A 20026-nucleotide genomic window follows, 5' to 3' on the forward strand; every position below is an offset into this window, starting at 1 on the left:
CGAGGGCCATCGTCACGCCCGGCGGCAGCCGGTCAAGCGGCTGCTACCGGTCCCCGAAGATCGTGCGGTGCCAGTCCTTCCTGGCCACCGCCGTGTTGTCGAACATTACGTGTTTGACCTGCGTGTACTCCTCGAAGGAGTACGCCGACATGTCCTTGCCGAAGCCGGAGGCCTTGTAGCCGCCGTGCGGCATCTCACTGATGATCGGGATGTGGTCGTTGATCCACACACAGCCCGCCTTGATCTCGCGGGTGGCGCGGTTCGCGCGATAGACGTTGCTGCTCCACGCGGAGGCGGCCAGGCCGTACGGCGTGTCGTTGGCCAGCCGGATCCCCTCATCATCACCGTCGAAGGGCAGCACGACCAGTACCGGGCCGAAGACCTCGGACTGGACGATCTCGCTGTCCTGCGCCGCGTCGGCGACCAGGGTGGGCCGGTAGTAGGCGCCGTTCTCCAGCTCGCCCTTCGGCACCTCGCCGCCGGTCACCACACGCGCGTAGGCACGCGCCCGGTCCACGAAGGCGGCGACGCGGTCCCGCTGGACGTGTGAGATGAGCGGCCCGAGGTCGGTGCCGGGGGCGAAGGGGTCGCCCAGCCGCACGGTCTCCATCAGGGCGGCGGTCCGCTCCACGAAGGCGTCGTAGAGCGGGCGCTGCACGTACGCGCGCGTGGCGGCCGTGCAGTCCTGCCCGGTGTTGATGAGCGCACCGGCGACGGCACCGTGGACGGCGGCCTCGAGATCGGCGTCGTCGAAGACCACGAAGGGCGCCTTGCCGCCCAGCTCCAGATGGAGCCGCTTGACGGTGGCGGTGGCGATCTCGGCGACGCGCTTGCCCACGGCGGTGGAGCCGGTGAAGGAGGTCATGGCGACGTCGGTGTGCCCGATCAGGTGCTCACCGGCTTCCCTGCCGGTCCCGGTGACGATGTTGATCACACCGTCGGGGATGCCGGCGTCGGTGGCGGCCTGGGCGAAGAGCAGGGAGGTCAGCGGGGTCAGCTCGGCCGGCTTCAGCACGATGGTGTTGCCCGCGGCGATCGCCGGGAGGATCTTCCAGGCGGCCATCTGCAGCGGGTAGTTCCAGGGCGCGATGGACCCGACGACACCGATCGGCTCGCGCCGGACGTAGGAGGTGTGGTCCCCGGAGTACTCACCGGCGGACTGCCCCTGCAGATGCCGGGCGGCGCCCGCGAAGAAGGCGGTGTTGTCGATGGTCCCCGGTACGTCGAACTCGCGGGTGAGCTTCAGCGGCTTGCCGCACTGCAGCGACTCCGCGCGGGCGAAGTCCTCGGCACGCTCGGCCAGCACTGCGGCGAACCGGTGCAGCGCGTCGGAACGCTCGCCGGGGGTGGCCGAGGACCAGCCCGGGAAGGCATCCCGGGCGGCGGCGACGGCCGCGTCGACGTCGTCGGTGCCGGCCAGTTCGTACGTGTACACCTCCTCGCCGCTCGCCGGGTCGACCACGGCGTGGGTGCGGCCCGAGGTGCCCTTGGTGAGGCGACCCGCGATGAACTGCGCGCCGTCGGCGAAACGGTCCTGTGCGGGGAATCGTTCCGGGGTGGCAATACCCGGGTTGTGCATGTCGCTCTCCTCCGCCGTGCGCCCCGTCCCGGGGGGCGGGTGGCGTAGCTCCAGCTCGATTTGAGTGCCGATCCTGACAGAGCAATAGGACTCCAACAAGTGATTCCGTTGTTGCCTTTTGGTTACGCGACGGAATCTGTCGACCAGGTGTCGAGTCGGAAGGGAAAAGGGCGGACGGACTGTCAGTGGTGCCTGCCAGACTGGCGTGCATGGGGAAGATCGACGGGGTGGATGCCCTGATCAGCGAGGTCCGGGCAGGGGCCCGGGTCAAGTACCTGCACTTCTGGGGGCACCGGCCCAGGCCCGACGGCAGGATCGGCACGAGCTGCCTGAGTCAGTGGTGGCCGTCGCCCTTCGTGGTGGACGGGGTGCAGTACGCCACGGCGGAGCACTGGATGATGGCGGAGAAGGCGCGGCTGTTCGGGGACGCGGAGGCGGAGCGCCGGGTGCTGGCCGCGGGGCATCCCTCGCAGGCCAAGAAGGCGGGGCGGCTGGTCCGTGACTTCGACGAGGCGATATGGCAGCGGGAGCGCTTCCGGATCGTGGTCGAGGGCAGCGTCCACAAGTTCGCGTCGGACGACGATCTCCGGCTGTTCCTGCTGAACACCGGCGACCGCGTCCTGGTGGAGGCGAGCCCGGTGGACCGCGTGTGGGGCATCGGCCTCGCAGCGGACGACGAGGCGGCATCGGACCCGGAGCAGTGGCGCGGCCCGAACCTGTTGGGCTTCGCGCTGATGGAGGCCCGCGAACGGCTGGCGGGGGCGGGGGCCTGAGGCGGCGGAGCGGGGGCCCGCGAAAACCCGGGCCCGGGAGAATCAGGGCCCGGGAGAGTCAGGGTTCGCAAGGGCCGAGGCCCGAAAGGGCCGGCCTTGGGGCCGGCCCCTGTGACGCTGCTGGTGCGGCGGGCGCCAGGGTCGTCAGAACGTGCTGGCGCTGCCCATGATGCTGGCGAAGATCGTCAGACCCAGCACCGGCAGGATCACCGTGGCGACGATCCCGCAGACCAGGCCCGCGGTGGCCGCGCCCTTGTTGGTGGCCTCACCACGATTGGCCTTGCCCCGGCCGATGGCACCGAAGATGATCGCGAGGATGCCCAGGATCACGCCGAAGAACCACAGGAAGACCGTGAGGCTGCAGACCACGCCGATGATGCCCAGCACCAGACCCGTGGTCCCCATTCCGTTGCTCGGCTGCATCGGCATGCCGTAGCCGGGGGCCTGCGGGTAGCCCACGGGCGGAGCCGCCGGGTAGGACGGACCCGACTGGGGGTAGCCGTAGCCGGGAGCCGGCTGCTGCGGGGGCTGGTTCGGCGGGCCGAACCCGGGTGCGGGATTGGTGTTGGACATGAAGTGGTCTCCCCTCCGGTGATCTCAAGGCATCGTAATGGCCGGATAAGGAGCGCAGGACACGTTTTCGCAGGCCGGTACGGAAGGGCCCGGACCGGCGCCGGTCTCAGCGGCCGGTCGCGACGGTCGCCGAGAGGGTGTGCGCGGAGCCGTAGTAAGGGTCGGGTTCCGAGTCGTGGTCCTTGATGGCGGCCGTGATGCCGATCGCGAGCAGGACGATCACGGCGATGCCGATGACGATGCCGATGACGCCCATGATCAGACCCGCCTGGGCCTGGCCGTGGTTGGTGGCCTCACCGCGCTCGGCCCGCCGGCGGCCCTTGACGCCGAAGACCACCGCGAGGATGCCGCAGATCACGGAGACCACGCCGTACAGGCAGAACAGGCATATCGAGAGGATGCCGAGCACCAGCGCCGCGACGCCCATGCCGTTCTGCGGAGCCATCGGCATGCCGGGCCAGCCGTAGCCCCCGGGGTAGCCGTAACCGCCGGGTGCGGGCGGGGCGGCCATGGCCGGGCCGGAGGGCGCGATCGGCGGGGGCGGCACCGGGTCACCGCCGGCCGGGACGCCGCCGGGCATGCCGAAGCCGGGGGCGGCGGCACCGGGCGGGGCGTACCCGGGTGCCGCCGGGCCGGGCGGGGCGAAGCCGGGCTGCGGCGCGGGCACGCCGAAGCCGTCGGACGGGAAGGAGGCCAGCGTGGCCTGGTCGTGCACGGACGGCTGCGCGGCCGGGGGCTGTCCCGGCGGCTGGTCCTGCACCCGGGGCTTCTTCTCCAGCGACGTCCGCTCCTCGGGCGGCGCCCACGGGTCGTGGTCACCGGCTCCGGCGGCGCCACTCGACTGCGTTTCGTCCGTCACGTGCGGATCCCCCTCGGTCGTTCGTGCCGCCATGCTACGACCTCGCTCGTACGGCATCACCGCCCGGTCCTCCCCCTGTTCCCACCGGCGACCCGCACCACGGCACCCGCGTGCCTACGATGTGCGTGGCCACCGATCAGCCGATCACCCGCGCCGCGCCCGACAGGGCCCGTCGGCGCCCTGCCCGGGGAGGACCCCTTGACCGACAGCAGCTCCGTACCCGCCGCCGGCACGGCCGACCGCGATCTGCGTGCCTTCATCGCCGGGCTCCCCAAGGCCGAACTGCACGTCCACCACGTCGGCTCCGCCTCCCCCCGGATCGTCTCGGAGCTGGCCGCCCGGCACCCCGACTCCAAGGTGCCCACCGACCCCGAGGCCCTGGTCGACTACTTCACGTTCACCGACTTCGCGCACTTCATCGACGTGTACCTGTCCGTCGTCGACCTGATCCGCACCCCGGAGGACGTCCGGCTGCTGACGTACGAGGTCGCCCGCGATCTGGCCCGCCAGCAGGTGCGGTACGCCGAGTTGACCATCACCCCCTTCTCCTCCACCCGGCGCGGCATCGACGAACTGGGCTTCATGGCCGCGATCGAGGACGCCCGGAAGGCCGCCGAGGCCGAGTTCGGCACCGTGCTGCGGTGGTGCTTCGACATCCCCGGCGAGGCGGGACTGGAGTCCGCCGAGGAGACCGCCCGCCTCGCCACCGACGACCGGATCCGCCCGGAGGGCCTGGTGTCGTTCGGGCTCGGCGGGCCCGAGATCGGTGTGCCCCGGCCGCAGTTCAAGCCGTACTTCGACCGGGCCGTCGCCGCCGGTCTGCACTCGGTCCCGCACGCCGGCGAGACGACCGGCCCGCAGACGGTGTGGGACGCCCTGACCGAGCTGCGCGCCGAGCGCATCGGGCACGGCACCAGCTCCGCGCAGGACCCGAAGCTGCTCGCGCACCTCGCCGAGCACCGCATCCCGCTGGAGGTCTGCCCGACCTCCAACATCGCCACCCGCGCGGTGCGCGCCCTGGACGAGCACCCGATCAGGGAGTTCGTCGAGGCGGGTGTGCTGGTCACGATCAACTCGGACGACCCGCCCATGTTCGGCACCGACCTGAACAACGAGTACGCGGTGGCCGCCCGCCTCCTCGACCTGGACGAGCGGGGCCTGGCCGACCTTGCCAGGAACGCGGTGGAGGCGTCCTTCCTGGACGCGGCGGGCAAGGCGAGGATCGCGCGGGAGATCGACACCTACACCGCCGGGTGGCTCGCCCCCTGACACACTGGTGGCCATGCAGACCGTGACCGCCGTGGCCCACCGCGGCGACCCCTACCGCCTCCGCGAGAACACGATCGACTCGCTGCGTTCCGCGCTCGACCGGGGCGCGGACGCCGTCGAGGTCGACGTACGGCTCACTCGTGAAGGCGTTCCCGTACTGCTGCACGACGAGACGCTGCGGCGGCTGTGGGACCTCGACCGGCCGTTGCGCGCGCTGTCCGCCGAGGAGTTGCGCGGGCTCACGGCGGGCGGTGTGCCGACGCTGGCGGAGGCGCTGGCCGCGACCGGGGACAGCCGGGTGATGGTGGACCTGTGCGGGCGGGTCGACCGCCGGCTCGTCGACCCGGTCGTGGACGTGGTCCGGCAGAGCGGGGCCCGGGACCGCGTCTACTACACCGCGGGCGCCGAGGCCATGCTCGCCGTCCGCGCCGCCGACCCGGCCGCCGAGATCGCCCTGACCTGGACGAGCCTCGCCCCGCCGCGGCCCGCCCTGCTCGACGTGATCCGCCCGCGCTGGCTCAACTACCGCTTCTCACTGGTCGACCACGATCTCGCCGCCCGCGTCCACCACGACGGCTACCTCGTGTCCGTCTGGACCCCGGACACCCGCCGCTCCCTGCGCCGTCTGCTGGACCTGGGCGTCGACTCGATCACCACGAACCGCGTCGACGTGCTGCACGCGCTGCGCGCTGCGGGCGCCCCGCTCCCGTAGGGGTCGTCCCGTACCAACTCCCCTATGTGCACGGGGGTTTCCTGGGGGACACACCGGGGTCGGGCACCCTCCTCGGCGACGATCCGGGCGGCTGCGCGGGACCAGAGGATGATCACGTCTCTTCACCCCGATCCCCTCAAGGAGCCCCGCATGCGCCGAAACAGCCGCTCGACCCTCCTGGCCGCCGGTCTCGTCCTCGCGCTGGGCGCCGGCCCCCTGGCCGCACCCGCTTTCGCCGCGGCCGACCGGCCGGCGACGAGCACGGCGGCCGGCACGGCGAGCAGGGCGGCGGGCGGCACGACGACCACGCCGGGCGGCGCACCGGGCCGTACGGCCACCGGTCCGGACGCGGAGGCGCTCTCCGCCGCGCTCGCCGGTCTGCCCGACCATGACGCCACGGCCGCGCTGATCCGCGTCGGCGGCGACGGGACCTGGCGTGGCACGGCCGGGGTGCGGGACGTCCGGAGCGGGGCGCCGGCCCTGGCGAACGCCCGCTTCCGGGCCGGTTCGGTGACGAAGGTGGTCACGGCGGCGATCGTGCTGCAACTCGCCGCCGAGGGGCGCATCGACCTCGACGGCACGGTGCAGCACTATCTGCCGGGACTGCTCACGAAGGACTTCGGCCCGATCACCGTACGCGAACTGCTCAACTACACCAGCGGCCTGAAGTCGGGCGCCTCCCTCGGAGACACCGTCGAAGAGGGCTACCCGCACCGCTTCGAGACGCTGACGCCCCGGCAGGTCGTCGAGGCCTCCGTCGCGAAGGGCCCGGCGTACGCGCCCGGGGAGCACCAGGACTACGACAACATCCACTACACCGTCCTCGGCATGCTCATCGAGAAGGTGACCGGCGACTCGTACGCGCACCAGGCCGAGGTGCGCGTCTTCCGGCCGCTCGGCATGCGGGACAGCTCGTTCCCGGTGGGCGCCGATCCCCGTATCCACGGTCCGCACAACCGGGGTTATGACTGGATCGACGGCAAGCTGGTCGACGTGACCGACTGGAACATGTCCGACCGGTTCGCGGCCGGCGACCTGATCTCCACGACCGCCGACCTGGAGCGGCTGCTGGTGGGCTTGTTCCGCGGCCAGGTGGTGCCGCAGCCGCAGCTGAAGGAGATGTTCACCGTGCCGGACGTGCCGGGGGCGCGCTACGGCGCGGGGCTGGAGCGGTTCGAGCTGAACGGCAAGGTGATCTGGGGCAAGACCGGCTCGCGGCCGGGCTATGTCACGGTGATCGCCGCAACCCCCGATCTGTCCCGCACCCTGGTGATGTCGGTCGACTCGACCGATGCGAAGGGTCCGGGGCAGGAGGCCGCGACGGAGCGTTTCGCGTTCCCCGCGTTCAACCGCTGACGCACGCGGCACTCAGCCGCTGACGGCGAGGGCTGGAGGAGCGGGCGGTGCGCCGAGCGCCTCCAGCCGCTTGATCTTCCGGCGGACGACGTACAGCGGGACGACGCCGAAGACCCCGAAGGACATGTCGATCAGGCTCCACCAGAAGGGGATCCCCCGGATCGGTCCGCAGACGAGGGCCAGCGGGACGATCCCGGCGCAGGCGATCATCCCGAACTCGACCACCCAGATGTTGCGGACGGGGTCGCGGTACGGCCCGTAGAAGGCGACCGCGATGACGAGGTGGGCGAACGCCAGCCAGTCCATGCCGTAGAGGACGAACGGGTACTCGGCGTCGACGGTGTCGAGCCCGTCGCGCACCCGGGAGATCCATCCCATGAGCCCGGGCAGGTGGTCCGGCACGGACAGCGCGCGCAACGCGCTCTCGGTCCAGTGCAGTTCGTGCACCAGCGGAAAGGCGGTCGCCCCGCTGAGCACCAGACACACCACGAAGAGGGCCAGCCACACGCGAATGCCCTTGAGCAGGGCGGCTCTGTCGCTCATGGCAGCAGCGTACGCCGAAGTTGAACGTGTTCAAAAGCGGGATCCGGCAACAGACCCGGAAGTGCACAGCGTCGACACGCCCGTCCGGATCCGGCCGATACGGAGGATGTCCGCACATCTCTCGGTGAGTCACTACGAAATTCCCGGACATAGCAGTAAATTGCCGCCCACCTCTTCGAGATGTCACCGGCGGACGGGGCCCCAGGATGAGCACGGACGACCGCGCCGCGGTGACGACCGGCATCGCAGCGTTGCACGCGTCGCCCGGACGTGCCGGGCCCGGCCGGCTGGGGCTGGTGACCAACCACACCGGTGTCCTGCCCGACCTGCGTCCGGCCGCGGCCGCCCTGCTGGAGGCGGGCGCGCGCCTGGTCGCCCTGTTCGGTCCCGAGCACGGGCTGTACGGAACCGGCCAGGCCGGCGAGAGCGAGGCCGCCAGGACGGACCCCGACACCGGTCTGCCGGTCCACGACACCTACCGGTGCAGCGGCGAACGCCTCGACAAACTGCTGATCGACAGCGGCGTCGACGCCCTGGTGTACGACCTCCAGGACATCGGGGCCCGGTTCTACACCTACGTGTGGACCATGTGCGACCTGATGGTCTCGGCGGCACGGACGGGCGTACGGTTCGTCGTCGCCGACCGGCCGAATCCCCTCGGGGGGCTCGTCAGCGAGGGCCCGCTGCTGGAGGAGGCGTGGGCGGGCTTCGTCGGGCGCGCCCCGATCCCCGTCCGGCACGGCCTCACCTGCGGCGAACTCGCCCGGCACCTCAACGCCACGGCCGTGCCCCGCGTGGCGGGCGACGCGGTCGACCTGACGGTGATCGAGGCCGTCGGCTGGCGGCGCGCCCTGCACGCGGAGGACACCGGTCTGCCGTGGGTCGCGCCCTCGCCGAACATCCCGACGCCCGTCACCGCCGCCGTCTACCCCGGCACCTGCCTGTTCGAGGGCACGAATCTCTCCGAGGGCCGCGGCACCACGCAGCCCTTCGAGATCGTCGGGGCCCCGTACATCGACGCGCGGCTCGCACCCGCGCTCACCGAACTCGCCCTGCCCGGAGTCCACTTCCGTGATCTGCGGTACGTACCGACCTTCCACAAACACGCCGGACGGCCGCTGCGCGGGGTCCAGCTCCACCTCACCGACCGCGAGGCGTTCGCTCCCGTGCGCACCGCCGTCGCGATGCTCGCCACGCTGCGGCGGCTGTACCCGGACGACTTCGCCTGGCACACCGTGGACGGCGGCGCCGAGGGGAGCGGCCACCGTCACTTCATCGACCTGCTGTGGGGGTCGGACCGGTTGCGGCGCGCCGTCGACGCGGGCGACGACCCGTCGGCGCTGTGCGACCCACCGGCGCCACCCGCGCGGTGGGCCGGCGACGATGCACTGCTCTATGCCTGAGCGTCCTGCCCCACCGCGCGCACGGTGCGGGGAACGGCGGCCCCGACGATGACCGATCGCACGACGCCGTCCCGGGCCGGGGTACGCGGCTTCCGCACGGGTGACGGCCCGCAGCTGGTCCGGGCGTGGCGGCGCAGCGCCCCGGCCGACCCGATCACCGCGGACCGCTTCCGCTCCCTGGTGCTGCTCGACGCCAACTTCGACCCGGCGGGCCTCAGGGTGGCCGTCGAAGGTGACCGTGTCGTCGGCGCGGCCTACGCGGTGCGCCGGCTGACGCCGCTGGCGGGCAGCGACCTGGAGCCGGAGCAGGGCTGGATCCCGTTCTTCTTCGTCGACCCGGCCGCCCGCGGACGCGGCCTCGGCCGCCGGCTGCTGACCGACGCCCTCGACTGGCTGCACGGCCACGGCCGCACCCGGGTGGACTTCTCGTCGTACACCCCGAACTACGTCCTCCCCGGCCTGGACGCCGCGGCGTACCCGGAAGCGGCAGGGCTCCTCGCGTCCCTGGGCTTTCGCACGCTGTACGAGGCGGCGGCGATGGACCGCTGCCTGGTCGGCTATCGCCTGCCGGACGAGGTGGCGTGCCGCTCGGAGGAACTGACGGCGCTGGGACACCGGTTCGCCACCCCGTCCGACGACGACCTGGTGGACCTGGTCGCGCTCGCCGGGAACCACTTCAACCCGGACTGGGCGCGCGCGATCCGCCAGTGCCTGGCCGCGGGCACGCCGCTCGACCGGATCGTCGTCGCCCGGGACCCTGCGGGCCGCCTGGTCGGCTGGGCGATGCACGGCGCGTACGAGTCGGTGGACGAGCGGTTCGGCCCGTTCGGTGTGCTGGAGGAGATGCGCGGCACCGGACTCGGCAAGGTCCTGCTCCATCTGGTCCTGGAGCGGATGCGGGCGCGCGGTGCGCACTCGGCGTGGTTCCTGTGGACCGGTGAGCGGTCCCCGGCGGGCCATCTGTACCGCAAGGCCGGCTTCACCACGACCCGGGTGTTCCGCGTGCTGCGCCGGGAAGCCGGCCGAGGGGCCGCCCGATGACCCCGTCCCGCCGTACCGGCGGACTGACCCGCCGTCATTTCGCGCTTGCGCTCCCCTCGGCGCTGCTCGTCTCCGGATGCGCCGCGCCGCACCGGGGCACCGGGCGGCCCGGGGACCCGATCGTCCTCACCCTGCTCTCCCACTACGCGAGCGGGGAGCTGAAGCAGGCGCTGCAGGGCCCGGTCGACGAGTGGAACGCCACCCACGAACGGGTCAAGGTGCGGACGGAAGCGGTCGAGTTCACGGACCTGCTGACCACGTTCATGGTCCGGCAGGCCGCCGGCCAGGGCGCCGACCTCCTCCACCCGTACTGCCTGTGGAACGGCCAGCTCGTCCGGGCCGGAGTGCTGCGGGCCGCCCCGCCCGAGCACGCCGAGGAGATCAGGCGCGGCTACAGCGAGGCCGCGGTCAGCTCCTCGTCGGTGAAGGGCACGGTCTACGGCTACCCCACCGAGGTGCAGACCTACGCCCTGTACTACAACAGGCGGCTGCTGCGCGCGGCCGGCATCGACGGCCCTCCGCGCACCTGGCGGGAACTGGAGGACGCGGCCCACCGCACGGCCAGGCGGGACCGGTACGGCAACACGCTGGTCCAGGGGTTCGGGCTGTCGGCCTACGACGACTCCACCACCGTCGGCCAGACGCTGGCCCTGCTCAACGCCGCCGGAGGACGGTTCGTCTCCCCGGACGGCAGGAGCACCGCGATCGACTCGCCGGCCGGCCGGGCCGTGTTCGATCTGGAACACCGCCTCGTCGCCGAGGGGGCGAGCGCCCCCGGCGTCAACGTCTACAAGGCGTTCGCGTCCGGGCAGGTGGCCATGGTGATCAGCGCCGGCTGGTGGACCGGGAGCCTGAAGGAGGTGATGGGCGGGGACTACCGTGACGTCGGTGTCGCGCCCGTACCCGTCCCCGAGGCGGACGGCAGACGCGCCACGCTCTCCACCGGCTTCATGCTCGGCGTCAACACGGCCAGCAGGCACCCGCGCGAGGCCTGGGAGTTCCTGCGCTGGCTCAACTCCGGGAAGCAGGCCGTGAAGAGCGGCGGCAAGAGCGCGTCGGCGACCCGGATGAGCGCCCTGCAGGTGTCGGTCGGCTCCCTGACCGGCCGCGCCGACGACATGCGGACGCTGCTGGGCGCGGGCGGCGATCCGAACCAGCGCCCCTTCCTGGACGCGCTGTCCTACGCGGTGCCGGAGCCGAACGGGCCGGGCGCGCAGCAGGCCAAGTCGCTGCTGCGCAAGAACATCGAGGCGCTGTGGACCGGTCAGCAGTCGGTCGACGAGGCCCTGCGCACCGTCCGCCGTCAGGTCGACCAGGAGGTGGCGCGCTCATGGTGAACACCCTGGCGCCGAAGGCTGCCGACCGGGCGGCGGCCGGCCCGCGGAGCGCCGGAGTCGCCGTCGGCCACCGCGGCCGGACCCGGCGCCGGCAGACCGTCGTCGCCTACCTCTTCCTCGCGCCGACGCTGCTGTTCTTCGCCGTCTTCCTGTTCCTGCCGCTGGGTTTCGCGCTGCTGCTGTCGATGTCCCGCTGGGCAGGGTTCGACCTCGGCGACATCGACCCGGTCGGCTGGGACAACTTCGCCGGGCTCTTCGCGGACGGCTCGACGTTCCTGGCACCTGTCCTCACCAACACGCTGCTTTTCGCCCTGGGCACCGTGGCGCTCGCACTCACCGGCTCCCTGCTCATCGCGACCTGCATCGACAGACTCCGCTTCCAGGGCCTGTGGCGCACCCTGTACTTCCTGCCGATCGTCACGACCGTCGTCGCCGTCGGCAACGTGTGGAAGTACATGTACGAGCCGGGCGGCCTGGTCAACGGTGTCCTGAACGCCGTCGGACTCGGCTCGGTGGCGTTCCTGCAGGACCCGGACACCGCGCTGCCCTCGGTCGTGGTCGTCCAGGCCTGGGCCTCGGTCGGCTCGGCGATCCTCGTGCTGACCGCCGGTCTGAAGTCGATCCCCGAGTCGTACTACGAGGCCGCCGCGCTCGACGGCGCCGGACCCGTCACCGTCTTCTGGAGGATCACGCTGCCGCTGCTGCGGCCGTCCCTGCTGTTCGTGTGCGTCACCCAGTTCCTCACCGGGCTGCAGTCGTTCGCGCTGATCGTCGTGATGACCCAGGGCGGGCCGGGTGACGCGACCGACGTGGCCGCGCTGGAGATGTACCGGCAGGCCTTCTCCTACGGCGACTGGGGCACCGCGAGCGCCGCCGCCTTCGTGCTGTTCGTGGTGGTCCTGACGGTCACCCTGGTGCAGTTGTGGATCTTCCGGCGCAAGGGGGAGGACGCATGATCCGCCGCCGTTTCCCATGGCTGTCGTATCTGCTGGTCGTGACCGGGGCCGGGATCACGCTGGTGCCGTTCCTCGACATGGTGATGACGTCGTTCAAGGGTCCCGGTGAGGCCGGCACGTTGCCGTACCGGTTCCTGCCCGAGGCGTTCGACCTGTCCAACTACCGGGCGGCGATCGACCAGCTCGATCTGCCGGTGCTCTTCCGCAACAGCGTCGTCGCCACGGGCCTGATCACCGGATCGGTGCTGCTGACGTCGTCGCTCGCCGGCTACGCGCTCGCCAAACTCCGCTTTCCCGGCCGGGACTTCGTCTTCCGCCTCGTCCTGTCGACGATGATGTTCCCGCCGTTCCTCTTCTTCATCCCGCACTTCCTGATCCTGGTGCACTGGCCGCTGGCGGGCGGCAACGACCTGTCGGGACGCGGCGGGGCGGGCCTGACCGTCAGCATCGTGGCGCTGGCCGTGCCGTTCCTCGTCAGCAGCTTCGGGATCTTCCTGACGCGCCAGTTCATGCTGTCGATCCCGGACGAGGTCCTGGAGGCCGCGCGCATCGACGGGGCCGGCGAGTTCGCCGTGTGGTGGCGGATCGTGCTGCCGCAGACCAAGCCGGTCCTGGTGACACTCGGACTGCTGACCTTCGTCGACGCCTGGAACGAGTACATCTGGGCCCTGCTCGTCTCGACCGCCGACCCGGACGTGATGACCCTGCCCGTCGGCATCCAGCTCCTGCAGGACCACGTCGACCCGACCCGCACGCTCCCCATCGTCATGGCCGGCCTGGTCCTGAGCATCCTCCCGGTCCTGGTCCTCTTCCTGCTGCTGCAGAAGCACTACATCCGGGGGGTCATGCTGAGCGGTCTGAAGTGAGCGGACCGCAGCGGTGCGACGAGGATGCCTGGTCGGCAGCGGGCACAGATCAAAGAGATGGTCGGCACTTTGGTGCAGCGCAGGTCACGAGGGGTGTCGCAGCGCGCGAAACGACAGGCCACGGTGATCTCATGCCTCCGTCCACCACTCGTGATCAGGTGGAGAAGGCCATCAAGACATCGGAAAGGGCTACACCCCTTGATCACTTTCCAGTTCACCGTGCGCCCCGACCAAGGCGCCCCCCACGGGTTCGATATGGGCGACATGGTCGTCACCGGCGATTTCGGCACGGTCGACTCGGCGGGCCACGTCCCCGATCAGGGCATGATGATCTACCTCTCGGTCGTCCAGTTGCTGGACGACCTGCGCGAATTCCTGGCGGGCGACGCCCGCGTGCTCAGCTACATCGGCTCCGATACGTCGTTCAATCTTGTGGTGAGACGAAACAAAGAGGGTATGTCGGTCGCAGGCAAGAATGGCGTCATCGCCCGGACCACCGCTCCGGAGCTGACCTCCACTGTGCTGCACGCGGCGGAGGATCTTGGCCGCAGCCTTCCTCCGGAGGACTCGGTCAGATTCGACTGGGAAAACGCCATCACTGATTTCCGCCTCCTTGTACCAGATGCCAACCTGACGACGGGACGTCGGGAGTCGAAACCGGGGACACCGCGACACATCTCCATTTCCCGGCATCACGGTACGCGAGTGGCCCGACGCGGGTCTGGGTCTTGACTCGACTGCACCTGAGCGAGGAGGAGTGGGGGATTCGCGTGTCGCGGCCGTCGTCGTCGGGAGCGAAGTCACACAGACGGAGGCCCCTCTGGCGGACAAGCACCACGGCTATGTGCGCACTCCGCTGACCTGGATCGATCCCCTCGGTCTTTCCCCCCTGCAACTATGGCACCGACGACTTGTACCAGGCGGCCACCACCGTCAAGAAGGGCCAACTGTCGCCGGCCGGCAGAGCTTTGCAGAAACACGGTGACCCAAGCCCTGGCAATCTGGCCAAGCGGGGTCAAGCTGATGTCGATATGCACAATTTCGGCAAGGTCACCAATAGCGAGCGGACCGAGATCGCCAATGAGATGATCCAGGACATACTCACCGACCCACATGTGGTCGAGGAGGTCAACACCGCGGCGTCATCTCAACACGGTGGCATCACACGGGACTTCAGGGTTCCCGGAGGCTGGGGCGCCCCATGGAGTTGGCGTGGGGGTCAGCTCACTTTCGAAGGATTCCTTTAATGGTTGGGCAGCACGAGGCCGAACCGGCCTATCGGGCAGAGGACTTCGTCGCAGACGGCGCACTGCGGGACGTCTGCGTCCTCGACACCACGATCGACGACTGGCGGCGCATGTTCGACGGGCTGCGCGCGGTCCCGGGGCACCACGTCCTTGCCTGGACGCTCTCCGGCATGACGGAGAGCGGCGCCTTGGACGCCTCTGCCGTGTGGTCCCGACTCGAGCTGGGTTCGGAGGAATCGGCGAGCCTGGCCATCGACGTCGACGGTGTGTGGTTCACCTGCTTGGGATGAGAGCCCGAAGACCGGAGGACGACGCGCACTACCAGCCGAGGGCATTCCGTTGTCGACGGAGCCCTTCCCCATGCCTGTTTCCTCGGCACCACCCTCGACGACGGGTGGCGTCGGGGGCCGTACCGTGTCACGGCCTGTCTGCCGGGAAAGGCAGAACGAACCGATCTCGGTGCCAACTAGAAATCCTTGAGTGCCAACCGTAAATCCTCGCCACACCTGACGGCGCGCCGGTCACAACCCGACGATCTTGTTCCACCGCTTGGCGAACTCCACCCGCTCCGTGGACGTGATGTCCCGGGCGATCGCGAGGCGCTCGCGCATGGTGTCGTTCGGGAAGATCAGGGGGTTGTCGGCGAGGGCCGCGGTGTCCTTGTCCTTCGAGGCCGCCAGGACCTCCTTGGCCGCCGGCACCGGACAGACGTAGGTGACCCAGGCGGCGAGGTCCGCGGCGACCTCGGGATCGTAGTAGTAGTCGATCAGGCGCTCGGCGTTGGCCTTGTGGCCGGCCCGGTTGGGGATCATCAGGGAGTCCGACCACAGCTCGGCGCCCTCCTCGGGCACGAGGAAGCGGATGTCGGGGTTGTCCGCCTGGAGCTGGATGACGTCGCCGGAGTACGCCTGGCAGGCCAGCACGTCCCCGCTGACCAGGTCCTTGGTGTAGTCGTTGCCGGTGAAGCGGCGGATCTGGCCGTGGTGTATCTGCCGCTCCACGTCGTCGCAGACGCGGTGGAAGTCGTCCGACGTCCACCGGGTGATGTCCACGCCGTTGCCCTGCATCAGCAGCGCGAACGACTCGTCCAGGCCGGACAGGAGGGTCACGCGGCCCTTGAGGTCGCTCGCCCAGAGGTCCTTGACGTGCCGGATGTCACGGCCGAGCTTCTTGCGGTTGTAGGCGATGCCGGTGATGCCCGACTGCCAGGGCACGGTGAACCGGCGGCCCTTGTCGAAGGCCGGCGTGCGCAGCAGCGGGTCCAGGTACTTCGCGACGTTCGGCTGCCGGGCGCGGTCCATCTGCTGCACCCAGCCCAGCCGGACGAACCGGGCGCACATCCAGTCGCTGATGACGATCAGGTCCCGGCCGGTCGACTGGTGGTTCATCAGCGCGGGGCTGATCTTGCCGAAGAACTCGTCGTTGTCGTTGATCTCCTCGGTGTAGTTCACGGAGATCCCGGTGCGCTTCCCGAACGCCTCCAGCGTGGGCCGCCGGTTGGGGTTGTCATCGTCGGTGTCGATGTACAGCGGCCAGTTCGCCCAGGTCAGCCTCTTGTCGGTGGCCGACTCGTCGGCGACTGAGCGGTCGCCGGGCCCGACGTAGGCGGCGGGCACCCCGCAGCCGGCCAGGGCACCGAGTGCGGCGGTGCCGCCGAGTGCGCGCAGGAGGGAGCGGCGGGACGTCACGGAGGGACGCGAGGAAGTCTGGGGCACCCAGGAAGGATGCCGTCCCGCGCGGCGGACGGACAATCGACGCTGCGTCGAGCAAGTACCGGCCTCCCCGACACCTTGTCGATCAGTCCCGTCGACGCAGCGGCCCCGGACGGGGAGGTGAACCCGTCCGGGGCCGCTGCCGCGCCTACCGGTGCCCGCGCGTCCGCCGGCGCGCTGCTTACGCGTCGAGCGACGTCATCACGTGCTTGATCCGCGTGTAGTCCTCGAACCCGTACGCCGACAGGTCCTTGCCGTAGCCGGACTTCTTGAAACCGCCGTGCGGCATCTCGGCGACCAGCGGGATGTGGGTGTTGATCCACACGCAGCCGAAGTCGAGCTTCTTGGACATGCGCATCGCGCGGGCGTGGTCCTTGGTCCACACCGAGGAGGCGAGGGCGTACTCGACGCCGTTGGCCCACTCGACGGCCTGGTCCTCGTCGGAGAAGGACTGGACGGTGATGACCGGGCCGAAGACCTCGTTCTGGACGATCTCGTCGTCCTGCCTCAGGCCGGAGACGACGGTCGGGGCGTAGAAGTAGCCCTTGTCGCCGACCTGCTGGCCGCCCGCCTCGACCTTGGCGTGGGCCGGGAGACGGTCGATGAAGCCGGAGACCTGCTTGAGCTGGTTCGGGTTGTTCAGCGGGCCGAAGAGGACGTCCTCGTCGTCCGGCTGACCGGTCTTCGTCTCGGACGCGGCCTTCGCGAGGGCGGCCACGAACTCGTCGTGGATGGACTCCTGGACGAGGACGCGGGTCGCGGCCGTGCAGTCCTGGCCGGCGTTGAAGAAGCCCGCGACGGAGATGTCCTCGACGGCCTTGGCGATGTCGGTGTCCTCGAAGACCACGACCGGGGCCTTGCCGCCCAGCTCCAGGTGGACCCGCTTGACGTCCTTGGAGGCGGACTCGGCGACCGAGATGCCCGCGCGGACGGAGCCGGTGATGGAGGCCATGGCCGGGGTCGCGTGCTCGACCATCGCGCGGCCGGTGTCGCGGTCGCCGCAGATGACGTTGAAGACGCCCTTGGGCAGGATCGAGCCGATGATGTCGGCGATCAGGACGGTGGAGGCCGGGGTGGTGTCCGACGGCTTCAGGACGACCGTGTTGCCCGCGGCGATCGCCGGGGCGAACTTCCACACGGCCATCATCATGGGGTAGTTCCACGGCGCGACCTGGGCGCAGACGCCGACCGGCTCGCGGCGGATGATCGAGGTCATCCCGTCCATGTACTCACCGGCCGAGCGGCCCTCGAGCAGTCGCGCCGCGCCCGCGAAGAAGCGGATCTGGTCGACCATCGGCGGGATCTCCTCGGAGCGGGTGAGCCCGGTGGGCTTGCCCGTGTTCTCCACCTCGGCCGCGATCAGCTCCTCGGCGCGCTCCTCGAACGCGTCCGCGATCTTCAGCAGGGCCTTCTGCCGCTCGGCGGGGGTGGTGTCGCGCCAGGCCGGGAAGGCTCGGGCGGCGGCCTCCATGGCGGCGTCCACGTCCGCCTGCCCGGACAGCGGCGCGGTCGCGTACGCCTCGCCCGTCGCGGGGTTGACCACCTCGGTGGTCCGTCCGTCGGCGGCGTCCCGGAACTCACCGTCGATGTAGTTGCGCAGACGACGCAGCTCGGTGCTCACTGCCGGCCTCCTGATCTGGTTCGAGGGTTGAAGCTGTCCAGCCCGTCCAGCCTGCTGCGGCTGTCCGATGGCTGAGACACCCCACCCTAATCGGCACACCCACGTTTTCAACACCCCCACCGCGATCGGATCTGCGAAATCCGCACGCACCGACCCTTCAAACAACGAATTTCATCGATCGAGGGTTGCAAAACTATCGAGACGTCGTGCAGAGTGAGGTCGTGGCCAGTCGAAGCGCAGACCAGAGGGACTCGTCCCGCGAGTCCAGGAACGGCAACAGTCCCCAGCTGGACGCCGTCTCCCTCGCCATCATTCAGCAGCTCCAGGAGGACGGCCGCCGGCCGTACGCCGCGATCGGCAAGGCCGTCGGCCTCTCCGAGGCGGCCGTGCGCCAGCGCGTCCAGAAGCTGCTGGACCAGGGCGTGATGCAGATCGTCGCCGTCACGGACCCGCTCACCGTGGGCTTCCGCCGGCAGGCGATGGTCGGCATCCACGTCGAGGGCGACGTCGAGTCGATCGCGGACGCGCTGACCGCCATGTCGGAAGTCGAGTACGTGGTGATGACCGCGGGCTCGTTCGACATCCTCGCCGAGATCGTCTGCGAGGACGACGACCACCTGCTGGACGTCATCAACAAACGCATCCGGGCGCTGCCCGGCGTGCGCTCCACCGAAAGCTTCGTCTACCTGAAGCTGAAGAAGCAGACCTACATGTGGGGAACCCGATAACCGTGACCCAGAAGGACCTCAGCCGCACCGCGTACGACCACTTGTGGATGCACTTCACCCGCATGTCCTCGTACGAGAACTCCCCCGTCCCGACCATCGTCCGGGGCGAGGGCACCTACATCTACGACGACAAGGGCAAGCGCTACCTCGACGGTCTCGCCGGTCTGTTCGTGGTCCAGGCCGGTCACGGCCGTACGGAACTCGCCGAGACCGCGTTCAAGCAGGCCCAGGAGCTGGCCTTCTTCCCGGTGTGGTCCTACGCCCACCCCAAGGCCGTCGAGCTGGCCGAGCGTCTCGCCGACCACGCCCCGGGCGACCTGAACAAGGTCTTCTTCACCACCGGCGGCGGCGAGGCCGTCGAGACCGCCTGGAAGCTCGCCAAGCAGTACTTCAAGCTGCAGGGCAAGCCGACCAAGTACAAGGTCATCTCGCGTGCGGTCGCCTACCACGGCACCCCGCAGGGTGCCCTGTCCATCACCGGTCTGCCGGGCCTGAAGGCCCCCTTCGAGCCGCTGGTGCCGGGCGCGCACAAGGTCCCGAACACCAACATATACCGCGCGCCGATCTTCGGTGACGACCCGGAGGCCTTCGGCCGCTGGGCCGCCGACCAGATCGAGCAGCAGATCCTCTTCGAGGGCCCGGACACCGTCGCCGCGGTCTTCCTGGAGCCGGTGCAGAACGCCGGTGGCTGCTTCCCGCCGCCGCCCGGCTACTTCCAGCGCGTGCGCGAGATCTGCGACCAGTACGACGTGCTGCTCGTGTCGGACGAGGTCATCTGCGCCTTCGGCCGCCTCGGCACGATGTTCGCGTGCGACAAGTTCGGCTACGTCCCGGACATGATCACCTGCGCCAAGGGCATGACCTCGGGTTACTCCCCGATCGGCGCCTGCATCGTCTCCGACCGGCTCGCCGAGCCGTTCTACAAGGGCGACAACACCTTCCTGCACGGCTACACCTTCGGTGGTCACCCGGTGTCGGCCGCGGTGGGTCTCGCCAACCTCGACCTGTTCGAGCGCGAGAACCTCAACCAGCACGTGCTCGACAACGAGGGCGCCTTCCTGCAGACCCTGCAGAAGCTGCACGACCTGCCGATCGTCGGCGACGTCCGCGGCAACGGCTTCTTCTACGGCATCGAGCTGGTGAAGGACAAGAACACCAAGGAGTCCTTCAACGAGGAGGAGACCGAGCGCGTCCTGTACGGCTTCCTCTCCAAGGCCCTGTTCGACAACGGCCTGTACTGCCGTGCCGACGACCGCGGCGACCCGGTCATCCAGCTCGCCCCGCCGCTGATCTCCAACCAGGAGACCTTCGACGAGATCGAGCAGATCCTGCGCGCCACCCTCACGGAGGCGTGGACGAAGCTCTGATCATCCGACTGGATGATCGCCACCGGCCCCGGTGCCGTCCGTTCGAGTGGGAACGGCGGCCCGGGGCCGTGTGCTGTCCGGCCT

The 20026-nt window shown here is 70.1% G+C and carries 19 protein-coding genes; 13 read left to right on the forward strand and 6 right to left on the reverse strand.

Annotated features, from left to right (window positions below; all coding sequences use genetic code 11):
- Positions 1–43 precede the first annotated feature (43 nt).
- The gene (locus ACIHEJ_RS27050) at positions 44–1579 is read right to left on the reverse strand and encodes a gamma-aminobutyraldehyde dehydrogenase (protein WP_400139233.1); all 1536 of its coding nucleotides are present in this window, start codon (positions 1577–1579) and stop codon (positions 44–46) included.
- A gap of 209 nt (positions 1580–1788) precedes the next feature.
- On the opposite strand from ACIHEJ_RS27050, the gene ACIHEJ_RS27055 reads away from it, so the two are divergent.
- Positions 1789–2352 (forward strand): NADAR family protein, encoded by a 564-nt coding sequence (locus ACIHEJ_RS27055; RefSeq protein ID WP_400139234.1) that lies wholly within the window; start codon positions 1789–1791, stop codon positions 2350–2352.
- Between the two features lie 144 nt (positions 2353–2496).
- Here ACIHEJ_RS27055 and ACIHEJ_RS27060 read toward each other — a convergent pair whose 3' ends face one another.
- Together ACIHEJ_RS27060 and ACIHEJ_RS27065 are read right to left on the reverse strand one after the other, a co-directional pair.
- A complete protein-coding gene (locus tag ACIHEJ_RS27060; RefSeq protein ID WP_400139236.1) occupies positions 2497–2925 on the reverse strand; it encodes a DUF4190 domain-containing protein in 429 nt (142 codons plus the stop codon).
- 106 nt (positions 2926–3031) lie between these two features.
- A complete protein-coding gene (locus ACIHEJ_RS27065; RefSeq protein ID WP_400139238.1) occupies positions 3032–3784 on the reverse strand; it encodes a DUF4190 domain-containing protein in 753 nt (250 codons plus the stop codon).
- Between the two features lie 198 nt (positions 3785–3982).
- Here ACIHEJ_RS27065 and ACIHEJ_RS27070 point away from each other — a divergent pair, with 198 nt between their 5' ends.
- The 3 genes from ACIHEJ_RS27070 (at position 3983) to ACIHEJ_RS27080 (ending at position 7121) form a co-directional block, all read left to right on the forward strand.
- Positions 3983–5053 carry an adenosine deaminase gene (locus tag ACIHEJ_RS27070; RefSeq protein WP_400139240.1) on the forward strand — a complete coding sequence of 357 codons (1071 nt, stop codon included), beginning with the start codon at positions 3983–3985 and terminating at the stop codon, positions 5051–5053.
- Between the two features lie 13 nt (positions 5054–5066).
- Positions 5067–5765: a glycerophosphodiester phosphodiesterase gene (locus ACIHEJ_RS27075; RefSeq protein ID WP_400139242.1), complete on the forward strand. Its 699-nt coding sequence runs from the start codon at positions 5067–5069 to the stop codon at positions 5763–5765.
- A 150-nt stretch (positions 5766–5915) separates the two neighbouring features.
- Positions 5916–7121, forward strand: a complete 1206-nt coding sequence (locus ACIHEJ_RS27080) for a serine hydrolase domain-containing protein (protein WP_400139244.1) — start codon at positions 5916–5918, stop codon at positions 7119–7121.
- A gap of 12 nt (positions 7122–7133) precedes the next feature.
- Here the strand turns inward: ACIHEJ_RS27080 and ACIHEJ_RS27085 are convergent, their stop codons facing one another.
- Complete coding sequence (locus tag ACIHEJ_RS27085; protein ID WP_400139246.1) at positions 7134–7664, reverse strand: hypothetical protein; 531 nt, start codon at positions 7662–7664, stop codon at positions 7134–7136.
- A gap of 206 nt (positions 7665–7870) precedes the next feature.
- Here ACIHEJ_RS27085 and ACIHEJ_RS27090 point away from each other — a divergent pair, with 206 nt between their 5' ends.
- From ACIHEJ_RS27090 to ACIHEJ_RS27120, 7 genes are all read left to right on the forward strand, one after another.
- A complete protein-coding gene (locus ACIHEJ_RS27090; RefSeq protein WP_400139248.1) occupies positions 7871–9067 on the forward strand; it encodes an exo-beta-N-acetylmuramidase NamZ domain-containing protein in 1197 nt (398 codons plus the stop codon).
- Positions 9068–9115: 48 nt separating this feature from the next.
- A complete protein-coding gene (locus ACIHEJ_RS27095) occupies positions 9116–10108 on the forward strand; it encodes a GNAT family N-acetyltransferase (protein ID WP_400139250.1) in 993 nt (330 codons plus the stop codon).
- On the forward strand, positions 10105–11445 hold the full coding sequence (locus ACIHEJ_RS27100) for an ABC transporter substrate-binding protein (protein WP_400139252.1): 1341 nt from the start codon (positions 10105–10107) through the stop codon (positions 11443–11445). Before ACIHEJ_RS27095 ends, ACIHEJ_RS27100 begins: the two co-directional genes overlap by 4 nt.
- Positions 11439–12401, forward strand: coding sequence for a carbohydrate ABC transporter permease (locus tag ACIHEJ_RS27105; RefSeq protein ID WP_400139254.1), 963 nt, complete (start codon positions 11439–11441; stop codon positions 12399–12401). Before ACIHEJ_RS27100 ends, ACIHEJ_RS27105 begins: the two co-directional genes overlap by 7 nt.
- Positions 12398–13267 (forward strand): carbohydrate ABC transporter permease, encoded by an 870-nt coding sequence (locus ACIHEJ_RS27110; protein ID WP_400139256.1) that lies wholly within the window; start codon positions 12398–12400, stop codon positions 13265–13267. Before ACIHEJ_RS27105 ends, ACIHEJ_RS27110 begins: the two co-directional genes overlap by 4 nt.
- 198 nt (positions 13268–13465) lie before the next feature.
- The gene (locus ACIHEJ_RS27115) at positions 13466–13999 is read left to right on the forward strand and encodes a hypothetical protein (RefSeq protein ID WP_400139258.1); all 534 of its coding nucleotides are present in this window, start codon (positions 13466–13468) and stop codon (positions 13997–13999) included.
- 514 nt (positions 14000–14513) lie between these two features.
- Positions 14514–14804: a hypothetical protein gene (locus ACIHEJ_RS27120; RefSeq protein ID WP_400139260.1), complete on the forward strand. Its 291-nt coding sequence runs from the start codon at positions 14514–14516 to the stop codon at positions 14802–14804.
- 231 nt (positions 14805–15035) lie between these two features.
- Here ACIHEJ_RS27120 and ACIHEJ_RS27125 read toward each other — a convergent pair whose 3' ends face one another.
- Complete coding sequence (locus ACIHEJ_RS27125; protein WP_400139262.1) at positions 15036–16229, reverse strand: extracellular solute-binding protein; 1194 nt, start codon at positions 16227–16229, stop codon at positions 15036–15038.
- A 178-nt stretch (positions 16230–16407) separates the two neighbouring features.
- Positions 16408–17847: a gamma-aminobutyraldehyde dehydrogenase gene (locus ACIHEJ_RS27130; RefSeq protein WP_400139264.1), complete on the reverse strand. Its 1440-nt coding sequence runs from the start codon at positions 17845–17847 to the stop codon at positions 16408–16410.
- Between the two features lie 206 nt (positions 17848–18053).
- Here ACIHEJ_RS27130 and ACIHEJ_RS27135 point away from each other — a divergent pair, with 206 nt between their 5' ends.
- Positions 18054–18575 carry an Lrp/AsnC family transcriptional regulator gene (locus ACIHEJ_RS27135; protein ID WP_400139266.1) on the forward strand — a complete coding sequence of 174 codons (522 nt, stop codon included), beginning with the start codon at positions 18054–18056 and terminating at the stop codon, positions 18573–18575.
- Complete coding sequence (locus ACIHEJ_RS27140) at positions 18560–19942, forward strand: aspartate aminotransferase family protein (protein ID WP_400139268.1); 1383 nt, start codon at positions 18560–18562, stop codon at positions 19940–19942. The genes ACIHEJ_RS27135 and ACIHEJ_RS27140 overlap by 16 nt, the downstream gene beginning before the upstream one ends.
- The last annotated feature ends 84 nt before the right edge of the window (positions 19943–20026 follow it).

Source organism: Streptomyces sp. NPDC052301 (genome assembly GCF_044593395.1).
Lineage (GTDB): Bacteria > Actinomycetota > Actinomycetes > Streptomycetales > Streptomycetaceae > Streptomyces.

Bases quoted from the DNA above. Each gene is read 5' to 3' on its own strand.
- ACIHEJ_RS27110 (WP_400139256.1), top strand. From the start codon at position 12,398: ATGATCCGCCGCCGTTTCCCATGGCTGTCGTATCTGCTGGTCGTGACC.
- ACIHEJ_RS27075 (WP_400139242.1), top strand. From the start codon at position 5,067: ATGCAGACCGTGACCGCCGTGGCCCACCGCGGCGACCCCTACCGCCTC.
- ACIHEJ_RS27055 (WP_400139234.1), top strand. From the start codon at position 1,789: ATGGGGAAGATCGACGGGGTGGATGCCCTGATCAGCGAGGTCCGGGCA.
- ACIHEJ_RS27105 (WP_400139254.1), top strand. From the start codon at position 11,439: ATGGTGAACACCCTGGCGCCGAAGGCTGCCGACCGGGCGGCGGCCGGC.
- ACIHEJ_RS27090 (WP_400139248.1), top strand. From the start codon at position 7,871: ATGAGCACGGACGACCGCGCCGCGGTGACGACCGGCATCGCAGCGTTG.
- ACIHEJ_RS27100 (WP_400139252.1), top strand. From the start codon at position 10,105: ATGACCCCGTCCCGCCGTACCGGCGGACTGACCCGCCGTCATTTCGCG.
- ACIHEJ_RS27050 (WP_400139233.1), bottom strand. From the start codon at position 1,579: ATGCACAACCCGGGTATTGCCACCCCGGAACGATTCCCCGCACAGGAC.
- ACIHEJ_RS27095 (WP_400139250.1), top strand. From the start codon at position 9,116: ATGACCGATCGCACGACGCCGTCCCGGGCCGGGGTACGCGGCTTCCGC.
- ACIHEJ_RS27085 (WP_400139246.1), bottom strand. From the start codon at position 7,664: ATGAGCGACAGAGCCGCCCTGCTCAAGGGCATTCGCGTGTGGCTGGCC.
- ACIHEJ_RS27060 (WP_400139236.1), bottom strand. From the start codon at position 2,925: ATGTCCAACACCAATCCCGCACCCGGGTTCGGCCCGCCGAACCAGCCC.
- ACIHEJ_RS27080 (WP_400139244.1), top strand. From the start codon at position 5,916: ATGCGCCGAAACAGCCGCTCGACCCTCCTGGCCGCCGGTCTCGTCCTC.
- ACIHEJ_RS27120 (WP_400139260.1), top strand. From the start codon at position 14,514: ATGGTTGGGCAGCACGAGGCCGAACCGGCCTATCGGGCAGAGGACTTC.